20 protein-coding genes are annotated in these 21,306 nt (G+C 61.4%); 2 read left to right on the forward strand and 18 right to left on the reverse strand.

What is annotated here, in order from left to right; translation table 11 throughout:
- Positions 1–38 precede the first annotated feature (38 nt).
- Positions 39–791, forward strand: a complete 753-nt coding sequence (locus CWR53_RS21545; protein WP_100852457.1) for a DUF2059 domain-containing protein — start codon at positions 39–41, stop codon at positions 789–791.
- On the opposite strand, the gene CWR53_RS21550 is transcribed toward CWR53_RS21545, so the two are convergent.
- Positions 792–1,718: an alpha/beta hydrolase gene (locus tag CWR53_RS21550; RefSeq protein ID WP_100852458.1), complete on the reverse strand. Its 927-nt coding sequence runs from the start codon at positions 1,716–1,718 to the stop codon at positions 792–794.
- Between the two features lie 122 nt (positions 1,719–1,840).
- Between CWR53_RS21550 and CWR53_RS21555 the strand changes: the two genes are divergently transcribed.
- Positions 1,841–2,410, forward strand: coding sequence for a DUF6436 domain-containing protein (locus CWR53_RS21555; RefSeq protein WP_058603077.1), 570 nt, complete (start codon positions 1,841–1,843; stop codon positions 2,408–2,410).
- Here CWR53_RS21555 and CWR53_RS21560 read toward each other — a convergent pair.
- The 17 genes from CWR53_RS21560 to CWR53_RS21640 form a co-directional block, all read right to left on the reverse strand.
- Positions 2,389–2,955 carry a sugar O-acetyltransferase gene (locus CWR53_RS21560; RefSeq protein WP_078479324.1) on the reverse strand — a complete coding sequence of 189 codons (567 nt, stop codon included), beginning with the start codon at positions 2,953–2,955 and terminating at the stop codon, positions 2,389–2,391. The two genes, CWR53_RS21555 and CWR53_RS21560, sit on opposite strands and share 22 nt — an antisense overlap.
- Positions 2,956–3,115: 160 nt before the next feature.
- Positions 3,116–3,901, reverse strand: a complete 786-nt coding sequence (locus tag CWR53_RS21565; RefSeq protein ID WP_058602856.1) for a MetQ/NlpA family ABC transporter substrate-binding protein — start codon at positions 3,899–3,901, stop codon at positions 3,116–3,118.
- 175 nt (positions 3,902–4,076) lie between these two features.
- Entirely contained in the window at positions 4,077–4,907 is an 831-nt protein-coding gene (locus CWR53_RS21570; protein ID WP_100852459.1) for a sigma 54-interacting transcriptional regulator, read from the reverse strand.
- 61 nt (positions 4,908–4,968) lie between these two features.
- Entirely contained in the window at positions 4,969–5,550 is a 582-nt protein-coding gene (locus CWR53_RS21575) for an alpha/beta hydrolase (protein WP_100852460.1), read from the reverse strand.
- Positions 5,551–5,706: 156 nt separating this feature from the next.
- Positions 5,707–6,696 (reverse strand): sulfate/molybdate ABC transporter ATP-binding protein, encoded by a 990-nt coding sequence (locus CWR53_RS21580; protein ID WP_058602853.1) that lies wholly within the window; start codon positions 6,694–6,696, stop codon positions 5,707–5,709.
- Between the two features lie 3 nt (positions 6,697–6,699).
- Complete coding sequence (gene cysW, locus CWR53_RS21585; RefSeq protein WP_058602852.1) at positions 6,700–7,572, reverse strand: sulfate ABC transporter permease subunit CysW; 873 nt, start codon at positions 7,570–7,572, stop codon at positions 6,700–6,702.
- A gap of 11 nt (positions 7,573–7,583) precedes the next feature.
- On the reverse strand, positions 7,584–8,402 hold the full coding sequence (gene cysT, locus CWR53_RS21590; RefSeq protein WP_058602851.1) for a sulfate ABC transporter permease subunit CysT: 819 nt from the start codon (positions 8,400–8,402) through the stop codon (positions 7,584–7,586).
- Between the two features lie 83 nt (positions 8,403–8,485).
- Positions 8,486–9,493 carry a sulfate ABC transporter substrate-binding protein gene (locus CWR53_RS21595; RefSeq protein WP_100852461.1) on the reverse strand — a complete coding sequence of 336 codons (1,008 nt, stop codon included), beginning with the start codon at positions 9,491–9,493 and terminating at the stop codon, positions 8,486–8,488.
- Between the two features lie 48 nt (positions 9,494–9,541).
- Positions 9,542–9,724, reverse strand: coding sequence for a sulfur starvation response protein OscA (gene oscA, locus CWR53_RS21600; protein WP_012274726.1), 183 nt, complete (start codon positions 9,722–9,724; stop codon positions 9,542–9,544).
- 736 nt (positions 9,725–10,460) lie between these two features.
- A complete protein-coding gene (locus tag CWR53_RS21605) occupies positions 10,461–13,514 on the reverse strand; it encodes an efflux RND transporter permease subunit (protein WP_100852462.1) in 3,054 nt (1,017 codons plus the stop codon).
- Positions 13,511–14,578 carry an efflux RND transporter periplasmic adaptor subunit gene (locus tag CWR53_RS21610; protein WP_100852463.1) on the reverse strand — a complete coding sequence of 356 codons (1,068 nt, stop codon included), beginning with the start codon at positions 14,576–14,578 and terminating at the stop codon, positions 13,511–13,513. The genes CWR53_RS21605 and CWR53_RS21610 overlap by 4 nt, the downstream gene beginning before the upstream one ends.
- Positions 14,575–15,663, reverse strand: a complete 1,089-nt coding sequence (locus tag CWR53_RS21615; RefSeq protein ID WP_100852464.1) for an efflux RND transporter periplasmic adaptor subunit — start codon at positions 15,661–15,663, stop codon at positions 14,575–14,577. The genes CWR53_RS21610 and CWR53_RS21615 overlap by 4 nt, the downstream gene beginning before the upstream one ends.
- Positions 15,664–15,933: 270 nt before the next feature.
- Positions 15,934–16,824: an ABC transporter permease subunit gene (locus tag CWR53_RS21620; protein ID WP_023532426.1), complete on the reverse strand. Its 891-nt coding sequence runs from the start codon at positions 16,822–16,824 to the stop codon at positions 15,934–15,936.
- The gene (locus CWR53_RS21625; protein ID WP_027913442.1) at positions 16,821–17,741 is read right to left on the reverse strand and encodes an ABC transporter permease subunit; all 921 of its coding nucleotides are present in this window, start codon (positions 17,739–17,741) and stop codon (positions 16,821–16,823) included. Before CWR53_RS21625 ends, CWR53_RS21620 begins: the two co-directional genes overlap by 4 nt.
- Positions 17,738–18,880 carry a polyamine ABC transporter ATP-binding protein gene (gene potA, locus CWR53_RS21630; protein ID WP_058602845.1) on the reverse strand — a complete coding sequence of 381 codons (1,143 nt, stop codon included), beginning with the start codon at positions 18,878–18,880 and terminating at the stop codon, positions 17,738–17,740. Before potA ends, CWR53_RS21625 begins: the two co-directional genes overlap by 4 nt.
- A 68-nt stretch (positions 18,881–18,948) precedes the next feature.
- Positions 18,949–20,043 carry a polyamine ABC transporter substrate-binding protein gene (locus CWR53_RS21635; RefSeq protein WP_100852465.1) on the reverse strand — a complete coding sequence of 365 codons (1,095 nt, stop codon included), beginning with the start codon at positions 20,041–20,043 and terminating at the stop codon, positions 18,949–18,951.
- A 158-nt stretch (positions 20,044–20,201) separates the two neighbouring features.
- Positions 20,202–21,299: a polyamine ABC transporter substrate-binding protein gene (locus tag CWR53_RS21640; protein ID WP_058602843.1), complete on the reverse strand. Its 1,098-nt coding sequence runs from the start codon at positions 21,297–21,299 to the stop codon at positions 20,202–20,204.
- Between the last annotated feature and the right edge of the window lie 7 nt (positions 21,300–21,306).

The following is a 21,306-nucleotide window of genomic DNA, read 5'->3' on the forward strand; positions in this document are numbered from 1 at the left end:
CCCCACAGACAATAGCCATCTGCCGACAGGAGTCCTGAATGCGCCGTCTGTTTTCCCTGATTCTGCTGATGAGCTGCACGTTGCCTGTCTGGGCAGATAACCTGGATCAGCTGTACAAGACCGCTGGCTGGCCCGAGCAACGCGCCCATTTCACCGACGCCTTGAGCGCCGCCCAGCAGCGCTACCGCAACAGCTTGCCGCCTGCCGTCTACCAGGCACTGGTGAGTAACAGCAACCAGCGTTTTCAGGCTCAGGCCGTGGACCGTCGTGCGCTGGCGCAACTGCGCGCCGCATTACCCAACCCATCGCCGGCGCTGGCCTTTTTTCAGTCGCCATTAGGCCGCAAGATCGTCGCGGCCGAACTGCGGGCGACCCGCAAGGATGAATTGGCCAAAAATGCCGATGGCCTGCCCAAGATTCAGGCCAGCGACGATCGCGTGTTGATCATTGGCCATCTGGCCCAGGCCCTGCCTGCCCGGGAAGCGGGGGCAGAGGTAAGCCTGGCCATCGCCGGTGTGGCCGCCGATAGCCTGAGCGCCATGATTCCGGGGCTGTTGGGCGGTGGCCAGGCGCAAGGCCTGCTCGACGGCCAGCGCCAACGCCTGATGAACCAGATAGGCCAGGACCTGAACAACACCTTGCTGTACGTATACCGTGACCTCACGGACGCAGAACTCGAAGAATTTGCGACCTTTGCCGAATCCGACGACGGCAAAGCCTACTACCGCGCAGCGCTGGCGGCCATTCGCGCCGGCCTGGCAGTCGGCCAGAGCACGGGCGAGCTGAAGTGATCAGCCCAGGTGCTGGTCGATGAAGTCGAAATAGCGCTGTCGAATGGCAGGCAGTTCGTTGGCCAGGTGATGACGGGCCCCTGGTAGCATGAGCACCTGCGGCTCGGCGAACTTGGCCTTCAACACGCGAAGGTTGTAAGACCAGTCAACCGTGCCATCCGCCTCACCCTGCACGATCACCGGACGCCGAGTGCTGACAGGCGCCGCCTCGATGCGTCTGATCCAGTCGATCAGCGCCCCGACCCATGCCGTGGGGAGCCGCCGCGGCTGAAGCGGGTCAGCTTCAAGAAACGGCAGAAATGCAGGGTCCGTGCTGTTTTCAGTGAACCGCCGCTCGATGCCGTTCACGAAATGGCGCAACACGTGATAGCTGAGCTTCGACCAGTGCCAGGCACAAGGCCGCACCAGCGGGGCGAGCAGCAGTACCTGCCCATCGACGGGGCTGGCCCCTGCACTGTGCAGCAAGTGGTCCACGGCAATCGCCCCGCCCGTACTCTGCCCGCACAGGTGCCAAGGGTGCGGCAGTTGCAGGCTGTGCGCCTGTTCGAACAAGCCTTGGAGCACCTGCTGGTACACGGCGAAGTCATCAATGCTGGCACGCTCACCGCTGGACAGGCCGTGACCCGGCAAATCGCAGCTGACAACGGCGTAACCGCGCTTCAAAGCCCAGGCCACCAGGTGCCTGTACAGCCCCATGTGATCGTAGTAGCCGTGCAGCAGCAGCAAAGTCGCCCTAGGCTGTAGCGGAGCCCACACCTGCGCGACCACCTCGAAGCCGGCAACTGCAAACCGTCCAAGCCAGCTGTGAACCGGCAGGTCGAGGCCGTAGAAGCGTTGATAAGCCTGGGCGTGGGTGGATAGGCGTTCGCGCGCGCTCAGCGGGGCCAGGCTGGTGCGCAGGAGGTCTGGATGAAAGCTTGCGGGCATTGGCTGGATCCGGCGTGAAGCAAGTATTGACTTGGGATATTCAGCTGATCGACGCGCCGTGGCAAGCTGGCTGCATCAGCCACCACCTTCGAACTGCCTACGGGAGCTGCCATCGGCCCTTCATGAACCTGCCAACCCTCAAACTATTGGGCACCCTGCTCGGCCTGGTGGCCGGAGCGGTCTTCATCTGGCAGGCCTACACAACCTTCCAGGCTCGCTATGTGCGACCGTTCGACAACCAGGCGACATTCTTCGACGGTGCCCGGTTACAGCTACCCCGCGAACTGGCCGGCCCTGGGCCGGTTCGGGTCGTGCACTTCTGGGACCCGGCCTGCCCGTGCAACGTCGGCAACCAGCAGCACCTGGCTGACCTGATGCAGCGCTTCAAAGACCGGGGTGTCACCTTCCACGTCCTGCAAAAACGCGGAACGCGCGGCTACCTGCCCGATGACCTCGCCGGGCTCAAGCCACTGGGCAACCTACCGGGCAGCGAGCACCTGCCCGCCTCGCCTGCGGTAGCCATCTGGGATCGCCAGGGGCAGCTGGCGTATTTCGGCCCCTACAGCGAAGGTGCGGTGTGCAACGCCGCCAACAGTTTCATCGAGCCGATACTCAACGCGCTACTCGAAGGCCGCCCAGTCAGCGCCTCCAACACCCTGGCAGTCGGCTGTTATTGCCCCTGGGCAGGTTGACGTATGCGGGCCGGGTTGCCCACCACCGTCGCGCCAGGTGGCACATCGCGGGTCACGACACTGCCAGCGCCAACCACGGCGTCATCACCGATACGCACCCCCGGCAGGATGATGGCCCCGCCCCCGATCCACACGTTATTGCCGATGCTGACCGGTCGCCCGCTTTCCAGGCCCGTACGCCGCACCTGTGGATCGAGCGGGTGATCGGCCGTGTAGATCTGCACGTTCGGGCCGATCTGGCAGTCCTCGCCGATCTGCACAGGCAGCACATCCAGGATCACGCAATTGAAGTTCATGAAGGTATTGCGGCCCACATGGATGTTGTAGCCGTAGTCGCAATAGAAAGGCGCACGCAACGTGACACCTTCGCCTGCATGGCCAAAGTGCTCGGCCAGCAACGCATGCCGCGCCTCGGCCGTCAGCTCGACGCTGTTGTTATAGCGGTGCATCCACCGTTTGTTGGCGGCCTGTTCGGCTTGTAATTCAGGGCAGGTGGCAAGGTAGAGCTCGCCTGCGAGCATCTTCTGTTTTTCGCTCAGGGACATGGCAACTCCTCATCAGAACTATGCGCGTAGCGGGGATAGGCTGATCATCGGACCACACACAGGGCTCAATCTCTCAGCCGCAGGCAGCATTGTCTTGGGGTATACCTGAAACGAAAACGCCGACACACAAGGCGTCGGCGTTTGGGCAGCGGTGCGCTGGTCAGAATGCAGGCAGCACGGCACCCTGATACTTCTTGGCGATGAATGCCTTCACTTCCGGGCTGGTCAGCGCCTTGGCCAGCTTCTGGATGGCATCGCTGTCCTTGTTGTCAGGACGTGCGACGAGGAAGTTGACGTAAGGCGAGTCGCTGCCTTCGATGACCAGAGCGTCCTTGGCAGGGTTCAGGCCCGCTTCCAGCGCATAGTTGGTGTTGATCATGTCCAGGTCGACCTGATCCAGCACGCGGGGCAACATGGCCGATTCCAGCTCGCGGAACTTCAGCTTCTTAGGGTTCTCGGCGATGTCCTTCGGCGTGGCCAGGGCATTTTTCGGATCCTTCAGGGTAATCAGCCCTGCCTTCTGCAACAGCAGCAGAGCACGCCCGCTGTTGCTGCCCTCGTTAGGGATGGCGACGGTCGCGCCTTCCTTGAGCTCATCCAGGCTCTTGACCTTCTTCGAGTAGCCACCGAAGGGCTCGACGTGGACGCCGACCACGGTCTCAAGGTGGGTGCCCTTGCCCTCGTTGAAGCTCTGCAGGTATGGGAGGGTCTGGAAGTAGTTGGCATCCAGACGCTTCTGGTCAACCTGCACGTTGGGTTGCACGTAGTCGGTGAACACTTTGATCTGCAGATCGACACCTTCCTTGGCCAGGGTCGGCTTGATCAGCTCGAGGATCTCGGCGTGCGGGATGGGCGTTGCGGCAACCACCAGTTTCTCGGCGGCGCCGGCCAGGCCAGCGAAGGACAGGGCAGCAGCCAGGGCGGTGGTCAGCAGGGTCTTCTTCATGGTGATCCTTGTTCTGCATCTGAGCCATCGACGATGGCGAACGGGGTGGCCGAGGCACTGCGGTCCTGGGCGTGGAGCGGACAATACCGATAATTTTTATGCCGGAACAATATCTTTTATTTCGCTGCTTATTCCAAAAGCAAAATGCCACCAGCGCGTTTGCTTATGAGCGCCTCTACCGTGGAGTATTGGGCAGGTCCAGGTCTTCGGGCAGGAGTTCGGGCCCGTCATTGACCAGCAAGGCGAAGTGGATGACGTTTTCCAGCTCGCGGGTATTGCCGGTCCAAGGGTGGTGCTCGAGCAGGCGCTGTGCAGCCTCGCTTATCAACGGCACGGGCCGCTGCAAACGCCCGCTGTAGATGCCAACAAAGTATTCCGCCAATGCCAGGATGTCCCCCGGGCGCTCGCGCAGCGGCGGCAGTTCAAGGGCGCCCTCGCGCAAGTATTGATACAACCGCTCGCTGAAGCGCCCTGCCTTCACCACCCGCCCCAGGTCAATGCTCGTGGCTGCCACCAGTCGCACATCCACCGGCTGCGCCTGGTGTGCGCCTACGCGGGTGACTTCGCGGTTTTCCAGTGCCGCCAGCAGCTTGGCCTGAATGGCCGATGGCAAGTCGGCGATTTCGTCCAGATAAAGCGTGCCGCCGTTGGCCGATCCGAACCAGCCAGCGCGGCTGCTGGCGGTGCCGCCATGGCTACCGGCGCTATAGCCGAACAGCTCTGCATCGGCATAGGTTGGGCTGATGGCGGCGCAATTGACCGACACGAACAGGCCGGGGCGGTCGCTGGCGCGGTGAATCTGGCGGGCCAGCAACTCCTTGCCGGTGCCGGTTTCACCGCGGATCAGCACTGGCAGCGGCAGCGGCGCCAAGTGCTCCAGCTCCGTGCGCAATCGCTGGGAGCGCGGATCGATGAAGACCAGCGCCTTGGCGCGAATGCTCAGCGGGCTCTTGTCGAGTTCGGGGAATGTCAGCAATGGCTGGCCGAAGGGATTCTGATACGTCATGACGAGCTCCCGCCCCTGGCCTGCGGCGGCTGGGCGTGTGACGGATGGAAACGGACGCCGTTCAGGCGCGGCGCAGCGCGCGTTGTTCGATGCGGCTTTGCAGGCGATACAGGTAGGCGAATCCCTGCTCCCAGCACTCATGGCCGGATTTCACGTTGATGTGGCCGGCGCCGGTCAAAAGCCCTGCTTCTGCCCCCCACTGCTGGGCCATGTGCAAAGCGCGCGGGACGCTGACAGCGGGATCGTTGTCCGAGCTGACCACCTGGCTTGGAAAGGGAAGCGCCGACTGCGGGATGGGTGAAAAATTGCGCAGCGCCGGCGCGCACCCTGGTCGCTCGACATCCGCTGGCGCTACCAACAAGGCGCCGCGCACGCGGCCGAGCAGACCGGCTGTAGCCTGTTCGGCCCAATGCGCCACCGTGATGCAGCCCAGGCTATGGGCAATCAGGATCACCGGGTCGGGCTCGGCAGCAATGGCGGTATCCAGCGCCTTTACCCAGTCCTGGCAGAGCGGTGTCAGCCAATCGCGCTGCTCCACGCGTGCGCTGTTGGGCAGGGTGCGCTGCCAGTGGCTTTGCCAATGATTGTCCGGCGATCCCTGCCAGCCTGGGATGATCAGGTAGCGAACTGATTCGTTACGCATGAAGTGGGTCTCCAGTAGCTTGCGTGCTTGGAAACCCAGTATAAAGCGGCCTATATATACTTAAAGGAATAAAAAGAAATTTGTTTATAACCTTTAAGCAAATAACCGGCGGACGTTTCCTGGCGACACCGCTTTATCCGCCCCAAACCCATCGCCTTAAATGGCTGGCAGTTTCTGCCAGACCTTCGGCCGGAAGAACAACGTCTCGCCCCGTGCCAGCCCTGTCAGGCTGTCGTGGTCCTTGACCACCTCAGCTTCGATCAGCTCACTTTGGCCCTCGACTTTCAAAGTCACCCGCGTGGTGGCCCCCAGCGGGCGAATGTCCCGGACTTCGGCGGCATGGTGGCCCTCGGTTTCGTGACGTGACAACGACACTTCGTGGGGACGGAACAGCACATGCTGACCCTCGCTCAAGGCCAGGCGGTTGGAATCACCCAGGAAGTGGTAGACGAAATCGTTGGCGGGTTGTTCGTACACTTCGCCCGGCGAGCCAATCTGCTCGATCACACCCTTGTTCATGACCACGATACGGTCAGCCACTTCCATGGCCTCTTCCTGGTCATGGGTCACGAATACCGAGGTCAGGTTGATATCTTCGTGCAAGCGGGCCAGCCAGCGGCGCAGCTCTTTGCGCACCTTGGCATCCAGCGCACCGAAGGGCTCGTCCAGCAGCAACACCTTGGGCTCTACTGCCAGGGCGCGGGCCAGGGCGATACGCTGGCGCTGACCGCCGGACAACTGCTCCGGATAACGATCGGACAGCCAATCGAGCTGCACCATGTTCAGCAGCTCGTGCACTTTCTGGGCAATGCTGCTTTCGCTCGGGCGTTCACCCTTGGGCTTCATGCGCAAGCCGAAGGCGACGTTGTCGAACACGGTCATGTGCCTGAACAGCGCATAGTGCTGAAACACGAACCCGACGTTGCGATCGCGTACATCGTGCCCGGAGACGTCCTCGCCATGAAAAACGATGTTGCCCTGATCCGGCGTCTCCAGGCCGGCGATGATCCGCAGCAGTGTGGTCTTGCCGCAGCCCGACGGGCCCAGCAGCGCCACCAGCTCACCACTGTTGATGTCCAGGTTGATACCATCGAGCGCCTGGAAACTGTTGAAACGCTTGCTGACGTTACGAACTTCGATCGACATGAATCATTCCTCCGCAGCGCTATGGCGCAGACGGTTAATACGGTTCTCGCTCCACTGCTTGAGCAGCAGGATGAAGAGCGCCAGGATCAGCAACAGGCTGGCCACGCTGAAGGCCGCCACGTGGTTGTACTCGTTGTAGAGAATTTCCACATGCAGCGGCAAGGTATTGGTCACACCGCGAATATGCCCGGAAACGACCGACACTGCGCCAAACTCCCCCATCGCCCGTGCCGTGCACAACACCACGCCATAGATCAGGCCCCACTTGATGTTGGGCAGCGTCACATGCCAGAACATCTGCCAGCCATTGGCACCAAGCAGCCGGGCGGCTTCTTCTTCCTGGGTGCCTTGCTCCTGCATCAGCGGAATCAGCTCGCGGGCCACGAACGGCACCGTCACGAAGATGGTGGCCAGGACGATGCCCGGCAGGGCGAAGACAATCTGGATGTCGTGATCCTGCAGCCACGGCCCAAACAGGCCCTGGGCGCCGAACATGAGCACGTAGACCAGGCCGGCGATCACGGGCGACACTGAAAACGGCAGGTCGATCAGGGTGACCAGAATACTTTTGCCGCGGAAGTTGTACTTGCTCACGCACCATGCCGCGCTGACGCCGAACACCAGGTTCAGCGGCACCGAAATGGCAACGGCAAGCAGGGTGAGCTTCAGGGCCGACAACGCGTCGGGTTCGAAGATGGCTTCGAAGAAGGTGCCGAACCCATTCTTCAGGGCCTGGGAAACCACGATGACCAGCGGCAACAGCAGAAACAGTGCAAACACCAGCCAGCCAAGGCCGATAAGCAGCCGCCGCGATGTGGCGCTGCCGCGACGGGCGGCGTTGGCGGCGGCGGTTGCATTCAGGGAAGAACTGGACATGCCGACCTCCTTCAAGGGGTTTCGATGCGGCGCTGCAACAAGTTGATCAGCAGCAGCAGGATGAAGGAAACCACCAGCATCAACACGCCGATGGCGGTAGCGCCGGTGTAGTCGTACTGGTCAAGCTTGACCATGATCAGCAAGGGCAGGATCTCGGTTTTCATCGGCATGTTGCCGGCGATGAAAATGACCGATCCGTATTCACCCACCCCACGGGCGAACGCCAGGGCAAAGCCGGTGAGCCAGGCCGGCAGCAGGGCCGGGGCCAGCACATGGCGAAACACCTGCAGCGGTCTGGCGCCCAGGCAGGCAGCGGCTTCTTCGACCTCGCGTGGGATGTCTGCCAGCACTGGCTGCACCGTGCGCACCACGAACGGCAGGGTGACGAACGTCAATGCCAGGGTAATGCCCAGAGGGGTATAGGCGATCTTGAAGCCCAGGTCGGTCGCGAACTGGCCGACCCAGCCCGCCGGCGCGTACAGCGCAGTGAGCGCAATGCCGGCCACTGCCGTTGGAAGGGCGAAGGGCAAATCGATCATCGCGTCGATGATCTTGCGTCCGGGGAAGGTGTAGCGCACCAGTACCCAGGCCAGCAGCGTCCCGATCACACCATTGATGATCGCGGCAAACAGGGCGGTGCCAAAGCTCAGCTTCAACGCGGCGATGACCCGCGGAGCGCTGATGATGGTCCAGAACTGTTCGAAGGTCAGCTGTGAGGCATGGATGAACATGGCCGCCAGCGGTATCAGCACAATCAGGCTGAGGTACACCAAGGTGTATCCCAGCGTCAGCCCGAAGCCGGGTATGACGGGGGAAATGCGACGTGACATAGAGATCCCTGGTTGAATGCACGTGGCCCGGGAACCATCCCGGGCCGTGATAGGCGTCCGAATTTCGGGTTATTCCTTGGTCCTTACTGTGCCTGATAGATCTGGTCGAACACACCGCCATCATTGAAGAATTTTGGCTGTGCGGTCTTCCAGCCACCGAAGTCCTTGTCGATGGTCACCAGGTCTAGCTTGGGGAACTGCTTGCCAAATTCAGCCGCCACCTTTTCATCTCGCGGGCGGTAGAAGTTCTCGGCAGCGATCTTCTGTCCGGCCGGGCTGTAGAGGTGTTTCAGGTACTCGGTAGCGATTTCGGTGTTGCCCTTTTTCTCGGCATTCTTGTCGACCACCGCCACAGGTGGCTCGGCCAGAATCGACAGCGATGGCACGACGATGTCGAACTTGTCAGCCCCACCGTCTTCCTTCAATGCCAGGAAGGCTTCGTTTTCCCAGGCCAGCAGCACATCGCCCTGACCGTTGTTGACGAAGGTGATGGTCGAGCCGCGGGCGCCGGTGTCCAGTACTGGCACGTGCTTGAACAGCTCCTGCACGTAGGCTTTTGCCTTGTCCTCGCTACCGCCGGTTTTCAGGCCATAGGCCCAGGCGGCGAGGAAGTTCCAGCGCGCGCCCCCGGAAGTCTTGGGGTTTGGGGTAATGACCGAGACGTCCTTCTTGATCAGGTCGCCCCAGTCCTTGATGCCCTTGGGGTTGCCTTTGCGTACCAGGAATACGATGGTCGAGGTGTAGGGGGTGCTGGCGTCCGGCAGGCGAGTCTGCCAGTTTTCCGGCAGGGTCTTGCCGAGCTTGGCGATTTCGTCGATGTCCCCGGCCAAGGCCAGGGTCACCACGTCGGCGCGCAGACCGTCAATCACCGCACGGCCCTGTTTGCCCGAGCCGCCATGGGACTGCTGGATCTTCACCTTGTCGCCCGGATGGGCCTGCTGCCAGTGCTTGATGAACTCGGCGTTGTATTGCTGATACAGCTCGCGGGTCGGGTCGTAGGACACGTTCAGCAGTTCGTAATCCTTGGCGATGGCGGAACCGGCAAAAACAGCACTGGCCAGAGCGGCAAGCGCATAACGGCGGATGGACATGGTGAAGCTCCCGATGGCATTTTTTTAGTTCTGGAAGGTGGGGCGTGTTCAGCTGGGCTTGTTGCCAGGCTGCTGCAGGCGGAACTTCTCCTTGCGCTCGATCTGAACCACCTGGGCGTTGTGCACGGTGATTTCCACGGCGCCAAAGCGCAGATCGCGCAGCGCGCTCTGGATCTCACGCAAGATGGTGGCTTCGTCCTGACCGTCGATACTGCGCAGCGATGCACTCATGCTCGTTCTCCTTGGAGTGAGATTGCCGGGCAGAGGTTTGAATGAGGGTTTGCGCCTGGCGTGAGGGCAATAGTAGTGGGGGCGAATTATTCTTAAAAATACTATTTAAGAATTTTTATATAACCTTTTTAAGATTATTTGATGTCCTTTCTGCATGGATTCATTAGCGCTGCGCACGCGCTCAATGGCGTACTCGCGTCTAGCAACCCCTCGCCTGAAAGCGGGCTATGACACGGAGAGTCGCTGGCCTCGGGATCGTGGCTCACGGCAGCGACCTGCCAAAGCCTACAGCTGCGGGTGCAGGTCCCCATTGTAGATACAAGGAGCGACCTCTCCGGGTCGCCAGACCGGCGAGGCCGCACACATGGGGAATCGGCTAGCCTTCCAGGGGCGGTGCAAGGCAGTTGCTTCGGCATGGCCCCCAGGCACGGTAATTCAGTCATCACACGGTCAAGGTAGGAGCAACTATCTTTCACCGCATCTAAGGGCCAGCATCTCTGGGGCTGCTGCGCAGCCCATCGCGGCACTAGGCCGCTCCTACCGTGAGCGTGGGATGGCTGAAGTAGTGCGATTGCGGGAGCAACTGCCTTTCACCGCATCTAGGGTCCAGCGCCCCCCCGTGTGGGAGCGGCCTTGCGCCGCGATGGGCTGCGCAGCAGCCCCAGGGTTTCAGCTTCGTAGCGCGCAATATCGGGGCCGCTTTGCGGCCCAGCTGGCAAGCGACGCGTATCGCGCCTCAACCTTCCTGACGAGGCTCCCGAATCTTGTAGGAAGCTACATACAGCGCCGGCAAGAACAGCAGCGTGAGCAAGGTCGCCACGATGATGCCGCCGATCATGGCGTAGGCCATCGGGCCCCAGAACACCTCGCGGGCAATCGGGATCATGCCCAGGCTGGCGGCGGCAGCAGTCAGCAGAATCGGCCGGCGACGATGGTTGGTCGCCTCGACCACGGCGTCCCAAGGCGAGTATCCCTGGGCTTCGAACTCATCGATTTGGGTCACCAGAATCACCGAGTTGCGAATGATGATGCCGGCCAGCGCCAAAATACCCAGAATCGCCACGAAGCCCATTGGCGTGCCGGTCGGCACCAGCGCCAACACCACGCCGATGAGCCCCAGTGGCGCCACGCTGATCACCAGGAACAGCTTCTTCACACTGTGCAATTGGATCATCAGGAACGTGGCCATGAGGAACAGCATCAGCGGGATCACCTTGGCGATGGGCCCCTGGGCCTTGCCGCTCTCCTCCACCGTACCGCCGGTTGCAATCTCATAGCCGGTGGGCAACTGGCTAGCGAATTTGTCGATATCCGGCTTGAGCTGGGCCACCAGGTCCGTGGGTTGGATATCGCCGTTGACCGAGGCCTTGAGCGTGATCGTCGGCTTGCGATCGCGGCGCCAGACCAGGGGCTGCTCCTGTTCGTAGCGCACGGTGGCAAACGCCAGCAGCGGGATCGAGGTGCCATTGGGCGTTAGGATCTGCAGGTTTTGCAGCGTGTCGGGGGAGCCCCGCTCGCTGTCCACGGCGCGGGCCACCACATCGATCAGATAGATATCGTCGTTGACTTGGGTGACGGGTACGCCGGTGACGATGCTGTTCATCACATTGGCTACGTCTTCCGACGACAACCCCAGCTGACGGGCCTTGTCCTGGGCGATATCGATGCGCAGCACTTTGCCCGGCTCGTTCCAGTCGTAGATCATTTCGCCGATGTTGGGGTTCTTGTCCAGCAGCGTCGCCAGCTCGATGGCATGCTTGCGCACCTGGTCGATGTCCTTGCCGCTGACCCGGTACTGGATCGGCCGCCCCACCGGAGGCCCCATTTCCAGCGACTGGACGTTCGAGCCGATACCCACAAAATCCTCGCGCAGGCGCTTCTGCAGGCGGGCGATGAGTTCACCGCGCTCCTCCAGGCCTTTGCTCACGATGACCAACTGCGCGTAGTAGGGGTTCTGCAACTGCTGGTCCAGTGGCAGGTAGAAGCGCACCGCACCCTGGCCGATGTAAGTGCTCCAGTGGTCGATGCTCTCGTCGTCCTTGAGCGTTGCCTCCAGCTGGTCGACCACCTTGCGGGTTTCCTGGATCGACGCATTCTGTGGCAGGTTCAGATCGACCAGGATTTCCGGACGGTCCGATGCAGGGAAGAACTGGTTCTGCACGAAGCGCATGCAGAACACGGCCAGGGCGAACAGCACCACGGTGCCGATGATGGTCAGCCAGCGGTGACGCATGCTCCACAACAAACCCTGTTCGAACGCCCGGGCCACCCTGCCCGGCTTGTCATCATGGGACTTCACCTTCCGGGCGTTGAGAATGTGCACACCCAGCACGGGGGCGAAGAACACGGCGACCACCCACGACACCAACAGCGCCACGGCAATGACTGCGAACAGCGTAAAGGTGTATTCGCCGGCCGAACTGGCGTTCAGGCCGATCGGCACGAAACCGGCCACGGTCACCAGCGTACCGGTGAGCATGGGAAAGGCCGTGGAGGTATAGGCGAACGTCGCGGCGTCCTGCTTGCTCTCGCCCATCTCAAGGCGTGTGACCATGACCTCCACCGTGATCATGGCGTCATCGACCAGCAGCCCCAGTGCAATGATCAACGCACCCAGCGAGATGCGTTGCATGGTGATGCCGCTGTACTCCATGAACACGAACACCATGGCCAGCACCAGCGGGATCGAGCACGCCACCACCAGGCCTGCACGTACGCCAAGGCTGACGAAGCTGACGGCCAGTACGATGATCACCGCCTCGAACAGCGCGCTGGTGAAGCCACCGACGGCCTTCTCCACCACTGTGGCCTGGTTGGACACCGTGTGCACATCGACGCCTACCGGAAGCTCATTGGTAATGCGCTGCATGGTCTGCTTCAGGGCCTTGCCAAACTCCTGAATGTTGCCGCCCTTCTGCATGCCGATGGCAAGGCCCAGGGCCGTCTTGCCGTTGTAGCGGAACATTGGCGCAGGCGGATCGGCATAGCCGCGCTCGACCTGAGCAACATCTGCCAGGCGGTAGAAGCGGTTGTTGATGCGCAGGTTGACGTTCTCAAGGTCCTTTTCCGAGGCGAACTGCCCGCTGGTCCGTACGGAGATACGCTCCGGCCCGGCCTCGATCACGCCCGCTGGCGTCACGCTGTTCTGCGTCTGCAAAGCCTGCATCACCTGACGCTGGTCGATACCCAACGCGGCGAGCTTGCGGGTGGAGAAGTTCAGGTAGAGCACTTCGTCCTGGATACCGACCATTTCGATCTTGCCGATATTGGGCACTTCACGGACCTCGGCCCGCGCCCGCTCCACATAATCACGCAACTGACGCAGGCTCAGCCCGTCGGCGGTGAACGCGTAGATGGAACCGAATACGTCGCCGAATTCATCGTTGAAGCCAGGGCCCTGCAAGCCCTCGGGAAAATCGCCGCGAATGTCCTGGATCTTCTTGCGTACCTGGTACCAGATCTGCGGTATGTCGTCTGCCTTGGTGGTGTCGCGCAGGTAGACGAACACCGTTGATTCACCCGGCCGGGTATAGCTCTTGGTGTAGTCGAGCGAATCGAGCTCCTCGAGCTTCTTCTCGATCCGGTCGGTGACCTGCAGCAGCGTCTCCTCCTGGGTAGCGCCAGGCCAGCGGGTCTGGATCACCATGGTCTTGATGGTGAAGGACGGGTCTTCTTCGCGACCGAGGTTGAAGTACGAAAAGATGCCCATGAGCAGGCCGACGAACATCAGGTACCACACGAACGACTGATGCTTGAGCGCCCATTCGGACAGGTTGAAGCTTCCTTTCATTGCGCATCCTCGTCGAAGGTGACCTGCTGGCCAGGCTTGAGGCTATTGACGCCGGCGATCACCACCCGCTCCCCAGGCTGTACGCCTGATGAGACGACGATGCGGTCTTCGTTTCGGTCGATCAGGGTCACGTCGCGCAAAGCGACGGTTTTCTGTTGAGGGTCGACGACCCACACCTGGGTCTTGCCATCGCGCTCGAGCAGGGCGCTGGCCGGCAGCTCGCTGCGCGGAGAAACCTGCGAGCTGAGGGTGACGCTGACGGCAGTCCCCAGATGGAACGTTTCAGGAGTGCTGGCCAAGGTCAGCCGCGCACGGCGGGTGCGGGTGGTGGCATCGGCCTTGGGCTCGAGCTCGCGCAAGGTGGCGGTGGTGTTGACGGCAGGGTTGAGCTGCGAGGCAACGGTGAAGGTCAGGTCCGGGGCCAACTGCTCGGCAATGCCAATGGGCAGGTCGATCACGGCTTCCTTCACGTCTGGCCTGGCCAGCTTGACCACCGCCTGCCCAGCGGTGACGGTTTGCCCCGCCTCGGCCTGCCAAGCGGTAACCACCGCCGCATGATCGCTGCGAAGTGTGGTGTAGCCGAGCTGATCACGGGCCTGACTGACTGAGGACCTGGCCTGCTCCAACGTGGCGCCGGCTGTTTTCAGGTTGGTCTGGGCGATGTCCAGCTGCGCCTGAGCACCAACGCCGCGGTCGTACAACTGTTGTTGCCGGCGGGCGTCGGACTGCGCGTTGATCCACTGCGCCTGCACCCTGGCCAAGTCGCCTTCAGCTGCACGCAGCTGGTTTTGCTGGTCGGTCGGATCCAGCGTGGCCAGCGTATCGCCCGCTTTGACCTGGGCACCGACGTCCAGCCAACGGCGTGCTATGCGACCGCCTACGCGAAAGCCCAGGGTACTTTCGTAACGCGCTTCGATTACGCCTGCAAAGCGGCCCAGGCGGGCCTGCAACTGAGGTTGCACCACTACCGACAGCACGGGGCGAACCGGCTCTGGCGGCTGCTCTTGCTTGCCGCACCCGACAAGCAACACACCGGCACATATCAGTGTCAGCCAAGGCTTCATAGCGGGCTCTCCGGCGCTTTGGCGGGGACTTTTTCAACTTTCATGCCGGGGTGCAGCAGCTGCCCGCCGGTTACCACGACGACTTCGCCACCGTCGAGGCCCTTGCCGATGACCACGGTGCCGGTCAGGTAGCGGCTCACTTCGACTTCCCGCAACTGCACCTTGTCGCCCTCACCCACGATCCATACGGCGGGTTTCTTCAGGCCTTTGGTCAGTGCCGACCAAGGCAGCTCGACACTCGGCTTGCCCCGCCCCTGCGTGGTCACGGTGACGGGCGCACCCAACTGCATGGCAGGCGGAACGTCCTGCAGACCGACCTTGACCTGTACCGTACCGCTCTGGGCCGAGACGGTGGGCGTGATTTCCCTCACCGCCCCACGGGCTTGTACCTTGGGATCGTCCAGCAGGCTGACCACCACGCTGGCATCGCTCGGGGTGCCTGCCAACAGGGACTCATAGACGTTGAACACCGCATCACGCTCGCCATCCCGGGCCAGGCTGAAGATCGGCATGGTCGCTTGCACCACTTGGCCTACCTCGGCCTGGCGCTCGGTGATCACACCATCGGCCTCTGATACCAGCGCGGTATAGCTCAACTGCTCGTTGGCGTTCGCCAGCTGAGCCTGTGCGGCCTTCAACGCGCTCTGGTTACTGCGCAACGAGGCCTGGGCAGCATCGTATTCGCTTTGGCTGGTATAGCCCTTGGGCAGCAGTTTCTGCTGGCGGACGAAGGCGGCTTGGGTCTGGGTGACTCGCGCCTGGGCGGCGAACACCTCGGCCTTGGCCGAGGCGACGTTGTTCTGCAGGTCCTTGGGGTCAAGCCGCGCCAGCACTTGCTTGGCCTTGACGTGATCGCCCACATCCACCGCGCGCGCGATGATCTTGCCGCCTACACGGAAAGAAAGGTCGGTTTGCACACGCGCCTGGATATCACCGGTCAGGGTCACCCTGGCAGAGAAATCAGCAGATTGGACAGTCTGCACCCCCACGCGAGGCAGGGTTTCTGCGGGCTCACTCTTGCTGCAGCCGGTGAGCAAGCCCAGCACCCCCAAGCCGGTGACCAGCAGCACACGCGACAACGTCATGGAGGCTCCTTTCTTGCGCGCAAAAGATTCATGCATGCGATTCGCCAAGTAGGCGGGGGTTCCATAATTCTTACTGTAGACGGCGGAGGTCCTGACAACTCCAAGCTCCTGGGGGGCTTCGTCAGGGCAGGTATGAGCGAGCCTTCAACTCCGCAAGTACCCCAGACACTGAAGGTCACGATACTGCCGTCTGACGCATTAGCCTTTGTCAGAGCGGTCGCACTGCCTCGGGCGTAGCTGCTCGTTTTCAAGCGAGCAGCTACGCCTCGCTCAGATAGGCGCTACCGGCGCCGGGCGTCGTACCTGCGGCTGCGAGGCGTTGGCCGCCGCACCCTCTTCGATGGCCTGTTGGATGGCCTTGCGCCGGCGTTCTTCGGCACGGCGGCTGAAGTACCAGACGAAGAACGTGACCAGCGAAACGGACAGCAGAATCAGGCTGGCCACGGCGTTGATCTCGGGCTTCACGCCCAGGCGCACCGCCGAGAACACTTCCATGGGCAGCGTGGTCGACCCTGGCCCGGACACGAAGCTTGCAAGCACCAGGTCATCGAGCGACAGCGCGAACGACATCATGCCGCCGGCCGCCAGCGATGGCGCAATCATGGGGATGGTGATCAGGAAGAACACCTTCCACGGCTTGGCTCCCAGGTCCATGGCCGCTTCCTCGATCGACAGGTCCAGTTCACGCAACCGCGCCGACACGACAACCGCCACATAGGCGGCACAGAAGGTGGTGTGGGCGATCCAGATGGTGACCACGCCACGCTCCTGCGGCCAACCGATCAATTGCGCCATGGCCACGAACAGCAGCAACAGCGACAGACCGGTGATGACTTCAGGCATCACCAGCGGCGCAGTGACCAGGCCGCCGAACAAGGTGCGCCCGCGGAAGCGGGTGACACGGGTCAGCACGAAAGCGGCCATGGTGCCCAACGCAACCGCTGCTACCGCCGTGTAGCAGGCAATTTCCAGCGAGCGCATCACCGAGCCGATCAGCTGGGTGTTGTCCAGCAGGCCGACGTACCACTTCACCGACCACCCGCCCCACACCGTCACCAACTTGGAGGCGTTGAACGAGTAGATGACCAGAATCACCATCGGCAGGTAAATGAACAGCAAGCCGAACACCAGCATCAGCTTGGAAAAACCGAAGCGCTTCATGCCCTGCCCTCCATTTCCTTGGCCTGGCTGCGGTTGAACAGCAGAATCGGCACGATCAGGATCGCCAGCATCACCACCGCCAGCGCGGAGGCGACCGGCCAGTCACGGTTGTTGAAGAACTCCTGCCACAACACCTTGCCGATCATCAGGGTTTCCGGACCGCCGAGCAGCTCGGGGATCACGAACTCGCCCACCACGGGGATGAATACCAGCATACAACCGGCGATGATGCCGTTTTTCGACAGCGGCACGGTGATTTTCCAGAAACTGTTGAAGGTGCTCGAGCCCAGGTCGGATGCCGCTTCGAGCAGGCTTGGGTCATGCTTCACCAGGTTGGCGAACAAGGGCAGGATCATGAACGGCAGGTAGGAATAGACCACGCCGATATACACCGCCAGGTTGGTGTTCAGGATCTGCAGCGGCTGGTCGATCAGCCCGGTCCACATCAGAAAGCCGTTGAGCAACCCGTTGTTGCTGAGAATGCCCATCCAGGCATACACGCGAATCAGGATCGCGGTCCAGGTCGGCATCATGATCAGCAGCAGCAGGACGGTCTGGGTTTCCTTCTTGGCGTTGGCGATGGCATAGGCCATCGGGTAGCCGATCAGCAGGCAGAGCAGCGTGCTGATGAACGCCATCTTAAGCGAACCCAGGTAGGCCGAGATGTACAGTTCGTCCTCGGTCAGCAAACCGTAGTTGGCCAGGTTGAGCACCAACTGGATCTTGTCCTCGACGTAGCTGTAGATCTCGGTGTAAGGCGGGATCGCCACGTCGGCTTCGGCAAAGCTGATCTTCAGGACGATGAAGAACGGCAGCATGAAGAACAGGAACAGCCACACGAACGGGACACCGATCACCAGGTGCCGCCCCTCAGGGGTGATGCGCCGGAACGCTCGCTTGAGCTTGCGCAGCTTCATGACCGCAGTACCACGCCGCTATCGTCTTCCCACCAAACGTAGACTTCATCGTCCCACGTAGGGCGCGCGCCTTGGCGCTCGGCGTTGGCGACGAACGACTGCACCACCTTGCCGCTGGGTAGCTTCACGTAGAACACCGAATGACCGCCCAGGTAGGCGATGTCATGGATCTTGCCGCGCGACCAGTTGTACTCGAAGTCAGGCTGGACAGTGGTGACCAGCATCTTTTCCGGGCGCAGCGCATAGGTGATGTGCTTGTCTTCCACGGAGGTGGAAACACCATGCCCGACGTAGATCTTGCGCTCAAGTTCAGGCGAGGCGATCAGGGCATGACCTTCGGCATCGTCGATCACCTCGGCATCGAACAGGTTGACGTTGCCGATGAATTCGCAGACCAAGCGGCTGGTCGGGGTTTCGTAGATATCCACCGGCGAGCCGATCTGAGCGATCCATCCCAGGTGCATGATGGCGATGCGCTGGGCCATGGTCATGGCCTCTTCCTGGTCGTGGGTCACCATCACGCAGGTCACACCGACGCGCTCGATGATTTCCACCAGCTCCAGTTGCATCTGCGAACGCAGCTTCTTGTCCAGGGCGCCCATCGGCTCGTCCAGCAGCAACAGCTTGGGGCGCTTGGCCAGGGAGCGAGCCAAGGCCACGCGCTGGCGCTGGCCACCGGAGAGCTGATGCGGTTTGCGCTTGGCGTACTGGGTCATGTGCACCAGCTTGAGCATCTCGGCCACGCGGGCGTCGACCTCGGCCTTGGGCAAGCGGTCCTGCTGCAGGCCGAAGGCGATGTTCTGCGCCACGGTCATGTGCGGGAACAGGGCGTAGGACTGGAACATCATGTTGATCGGCCGCTCGTAGGGCGGCATGTCGGTGATGTCCACACCGTCCAGGAAGATGCGCCCTTCGGTGGGGCGTTCGAAGCCTGCCAGCATGCGCAGCAAGGTCGACTTACCGGAGCCGGAACCGCCGAGCAAGGCGAAGATTTCGCCCTTGCGGATTTCCAGGGACACATCGTCCACCGCTACCGTTTCGTCGAATTTTTTCGTGACCCGGTCGATCTTGACCAGCACCTGCTTGGGTTGCTGGCCACCCTCGAGGGCTTTCTTATAGGCGCCGGAGGCAACTGCCATGAGTGAAACTCCCAACAAGATTTTTGTGCCCGCGCGGCCTGCCAGGCAGGTCGCGCAGGTGAGGTGGATTACTTGCCCGACTTGACCTTGGTCCAGCTGCGGGTCATCAGGCGCTGCACCTTGGGCGGCAGCTCTGAGTTCACGAACATCTTGTTCAGCACATCCTGCGGTGGATAGACCGCAGCGTCAGTCCTCACGGCCTGGTCCATCAGGTCGCCAGCCTTCGAGTTAGGGTTGGCATAACCGACGTAATCACTGACCTGGGCGATAACCTCAGGTTTCAGCAAATAGTTGATCAAGGCATGCGCCTGCTCCACGTTCCTGGCGTCCTTGGGGATCGCCAGCACGTCGAACCAGAGGTTGCCGCCTTCTTTGGGAATGGCATAAGCCAGGTTCACGCCCTTCTTCGCCTCTTCGGCGCGGGCCTTGGCCTGGAACACATCACCCGAGAAACCCGCCGCGACACAGATGTTGCCGTTGGCAAGGTCGGTGATGTACTTGGACGAATGGAAGTAGGTCACGTAGGGGCGCACCGCCAGCAGCTTCTGCTCGGCCTTGGCGTAATCCTTGGGGTTGGTGCTGTTGGGATCCAGGCCCATGTAGTTGAGGACGGCCGGTAGCATTTCGTCCGCCGAGTCGAGGAAGGCCACACCGCACTTGGACAACTTCTTCATGTTCTCGGGTTCGAACAGCACCGCCCAGGAATCGATGGTATCGACGCCAAGCGCCTCCTTGACCTTGTCGACGTTATACCCGATGCCATTGGTGCCCCACAGGTAAGGCACGGCATACAGGTTGCCCGGATCGTTCTTCTCCAGACGCTTCATCAGCGCAGGATCAAGGTTCGCGTAATTGGGTAGCAGTGTCTTGTCGAGCTTCTGGAAAGCGCCCGCCTTGATCTGCTTGCCCAGGAAATGGTTGGAAGGCACGACCACGTCATAGCCGGTCCTGCCGGCCAGCAGCTTACCTTCCAGGGTCTCGTTGGAATCGAAGACATCCTGCACCGGCTTGATGCCCGTGGCTTTCTCGAAGCCCGCGAGGGTATCAGGGCCGATATAGTCGGACCAGTTGTAGAAATGCACCGTAGGCGCCGCTTGGACGCTGCATGCCAGCGTCAGGCTCGCTGCAGCCATCATGGCCTTGCGTAATACAGAATTGGACAAGTGGGTGGTCCTCACAATCAGTGTCTGGGTAGCGACAATGCTGCCGCACACGCAAAACCGGCGCGCAACTTACCTTCGCAGCTTCGATGCCGCAATGTTCAATTGCCTTTCACTGGTTTCGGACCGGGAATACCCGGTCCGAAAATGCTACATCAGGCTTATTTGCCCGATTTGATCTTGGTCCAGCTGCGGGTAATCACCCGTTGCACTGCTGCCTCAGGGGCGGCAATGGCGTACAGCTGCTTTTTCACTTCAGCGGACGGATAGATGCTTGGGTCGCTGGTGATGTCCTTGTCCACGAAGGCGGTCGCGGCCTTGTTGCCGTTGGGGAAGCGCACGGCATTGGTGATTTCGGCCATGACTTGCGGCTGCATCAGGAAGTCCATGAACTTGTAGGCCGCTTCCTTGTGCTCGGCATCCTTGGGCATGGCAACCATGTCATAGAAGGTGCCGGCGCCTTCTTTCGGAATCACGTAGTCCAGCTTGACCTTGTCCCCCGCCTCGTGGGCGCGGGTCTTGGACTGTTCCAGGTCACCCGAGTAGCCGACTGCCAGGCAGATGTTGCCGTTGGCCAGGTCGCCAATGTACTTGGAGGAATGGAAGTAGGTGATCGAAGGACGGATCTTGAGGAACAGGTCCTCGGCAGCCTTGAGGTCTTCCTTCTTGGTGCTGTTGGTCGGCAGGCCCAGGTAATGCAGGGCAGCTGGCAGCATTTCGGTTGGGGCATCGAGGAAGCTCACGCCACAGCTCTTGAGCTTGGCGATGTTCTCTGGCTTGAAGACCACGTCCCAGGAGTCGATCTTGTCCACGCCCAGCGCGGCCTTGACCTTCTCGGGGTTGTAGCCGATGCCGATCGAGCCCCACATGTAGGGGAAGGCGTATTTGTTGCCCGGGTCACTGGCATCGCCCACGGCCTTGAGCAGGTCCTCGTCGAGGTTCTTCCAGTTGGGCAGCTTGGTGCGATCGAGTTCCTGGTAGACGCCAGCCTTGATCTGCTTGGCCAGGAAGTTGTTGGAAGGCACCACGATGTCATAGCCGGACTTGCCGGCCAGCAACTTGGCCTCCAGGGTTTCGTTGCTGTCGAATACGTCGTACTTGACCTTGATGCCCGACTCTTTCTCGAACTTGGCGATGGTGTCCGGAGCGATGTAGTCCGACCAGTTGTAGACGTTCAGTACCTTGTCTTCAGCCTGTACAGCCCCGACCACTGCGCCCATCAGCGCGGCGGCCAACAACGTCTTGCCCATATTCTTCATGCGTCAT

This window comes from Pseudomonas sp. SGAir0191 (assembly GCF_002812565.2).
In the GTDB taxonomy this organism is placed as follows: domain Bacteria; phylum Pseudomonadota; class Gammaproteobacteria; order Pseudomonadales; family Pseudomonadaceae; genus Aquipseudomonas; species Aquipseudomonas parafulva_B.

Coding starts and splice junctions, on each gene's coding strand:
- CWR53_RS21545 (WP_100852457.1), top strand. CDS start 39: ATGCGCCGTCTGTTTTCCCTGATTCTGCTGATGAGCTGCACGTTGCCT.
- CWR53_RS21550 (WP_100852458.1), bottom strand. CDS start 1,718: ATGCCCGCAAGCTTTCATCCAGACCTCCTGCGCACCAGCCTGGCCCCG.
- CWR53_RS21555 (WP_058603077.1), top strand. CDS start 1,841: ATGAACCTGCCAACCCTCAAACTATTGGGCACCCTGCTCGGCCTGGTG.
- CWR53_RS21560 (WP_078479324.1), bottom strand. CDS start 2,955: ATGTCCCTGAGCGAAAAACAGAAGATGCTCGCAGGCGAGCTCTACCTT.
- CWR53_RS21565 (WP_058602856.1), bottom strand. CDS start 3,901: ATGAAGAAGACCCTGCTGACCACCGCCCTGGCTGCTGCCCTGTCCTTC.
- CWR53_RS21570 (WP_100852459.1), bottom strand. CDS start 4,907: ATGACGTATCAGAATCCCTTCGGCCAGCCATTGCTGACATTCCCCGAA.
- CWR53_RS21575 (WP_100852460.1), bottom strand. CDS start 5,550: ATGCGTAACGAATCAGTTCGCTACCTGATCATCCCAGGCTGGCAGGGA.
- CWR53_RS21580 (WP_058602853.1), bottom strand. CDS start 6,696: ATGTCGATCGAAGTTCGTAACGTCAGCAAGCGTTTCAACAGTTTCCAG.
- cysW (WP_058602852.1), bottom strand. CDS start 7,572: ATGTCCAGTTCTTCCCTGAATGCAACCGCCGCCGCCAACGCCGCCCGT.
- cysT (WP_058602851.1), bottom strand. CDS start 8,402: ATGTCACGTCGCATTTCCCCCGTCATACCCGGCTTCGGGCTGACGCTG.
- CWR53_RS21595 (WP_100852461.1), bottom strand. CDS start 9,493: ATGTCCATCCGCCGTTATGCGCTTGCCGCTCTGGCCAGTGCTGTTTTT.
- oscA (WP_012274726.1), bottom strand. CDS start 9,724: ATGAGTGCATCGCTGCGCAGTATCGACGGTCAGGACGAAGCCACCATC.
- CWR53_RS21605 (WP_100852462.1), bottom strand. CDS start 13,514: ATGAAAGGAAGCTTCAACCTGTCCGAATGGGCGCTCAAGCATCAGTCG.
- CWR53_RS21610 (WP_100852463.1), bottom strand. CDS start 14,578: ATGAAGCCTTGGCTGACACTGATATGTGCCGGTGTGTTGCTTGTCGGG.
- CWR53_RS21615 (WP_100852464.1), bottom strand. CDS start 15,663: ATGACGTTGTCGCGTGTGCTGCTGGTCACCGGCTTGGGGGTGCTGGGC.
- CWR53_RS21620 (WP_023532426.1), bottom strand. CDS start 16,824: ATGAAGCGCTTCGGTTTTTCCAAGCTGATGCTGGTGTTCGGCTTGCTG.
- CWR53_RS21625 (WP_027913442.1), bottom strand. CDS start 17,741: ATGAAGCTGCGCAAGCTCAAGCGAGCGTTCCGGCGCATCACCCCTGAG.
- potA (WP_058602845.1), bottom strand. CDS start 18,880: ATGGCAGTTGCCTCCGGCGCCTATAAGAAAGCCCTCGAGGGTGGCCAG.
- CWR53_RS21640 (WP_058602843.1), bottom strand. CDS start 21,299: ATGAAGAATATGGGCAAGACGTTGTTGGCCGCCGCGCTGATGGGCGCA.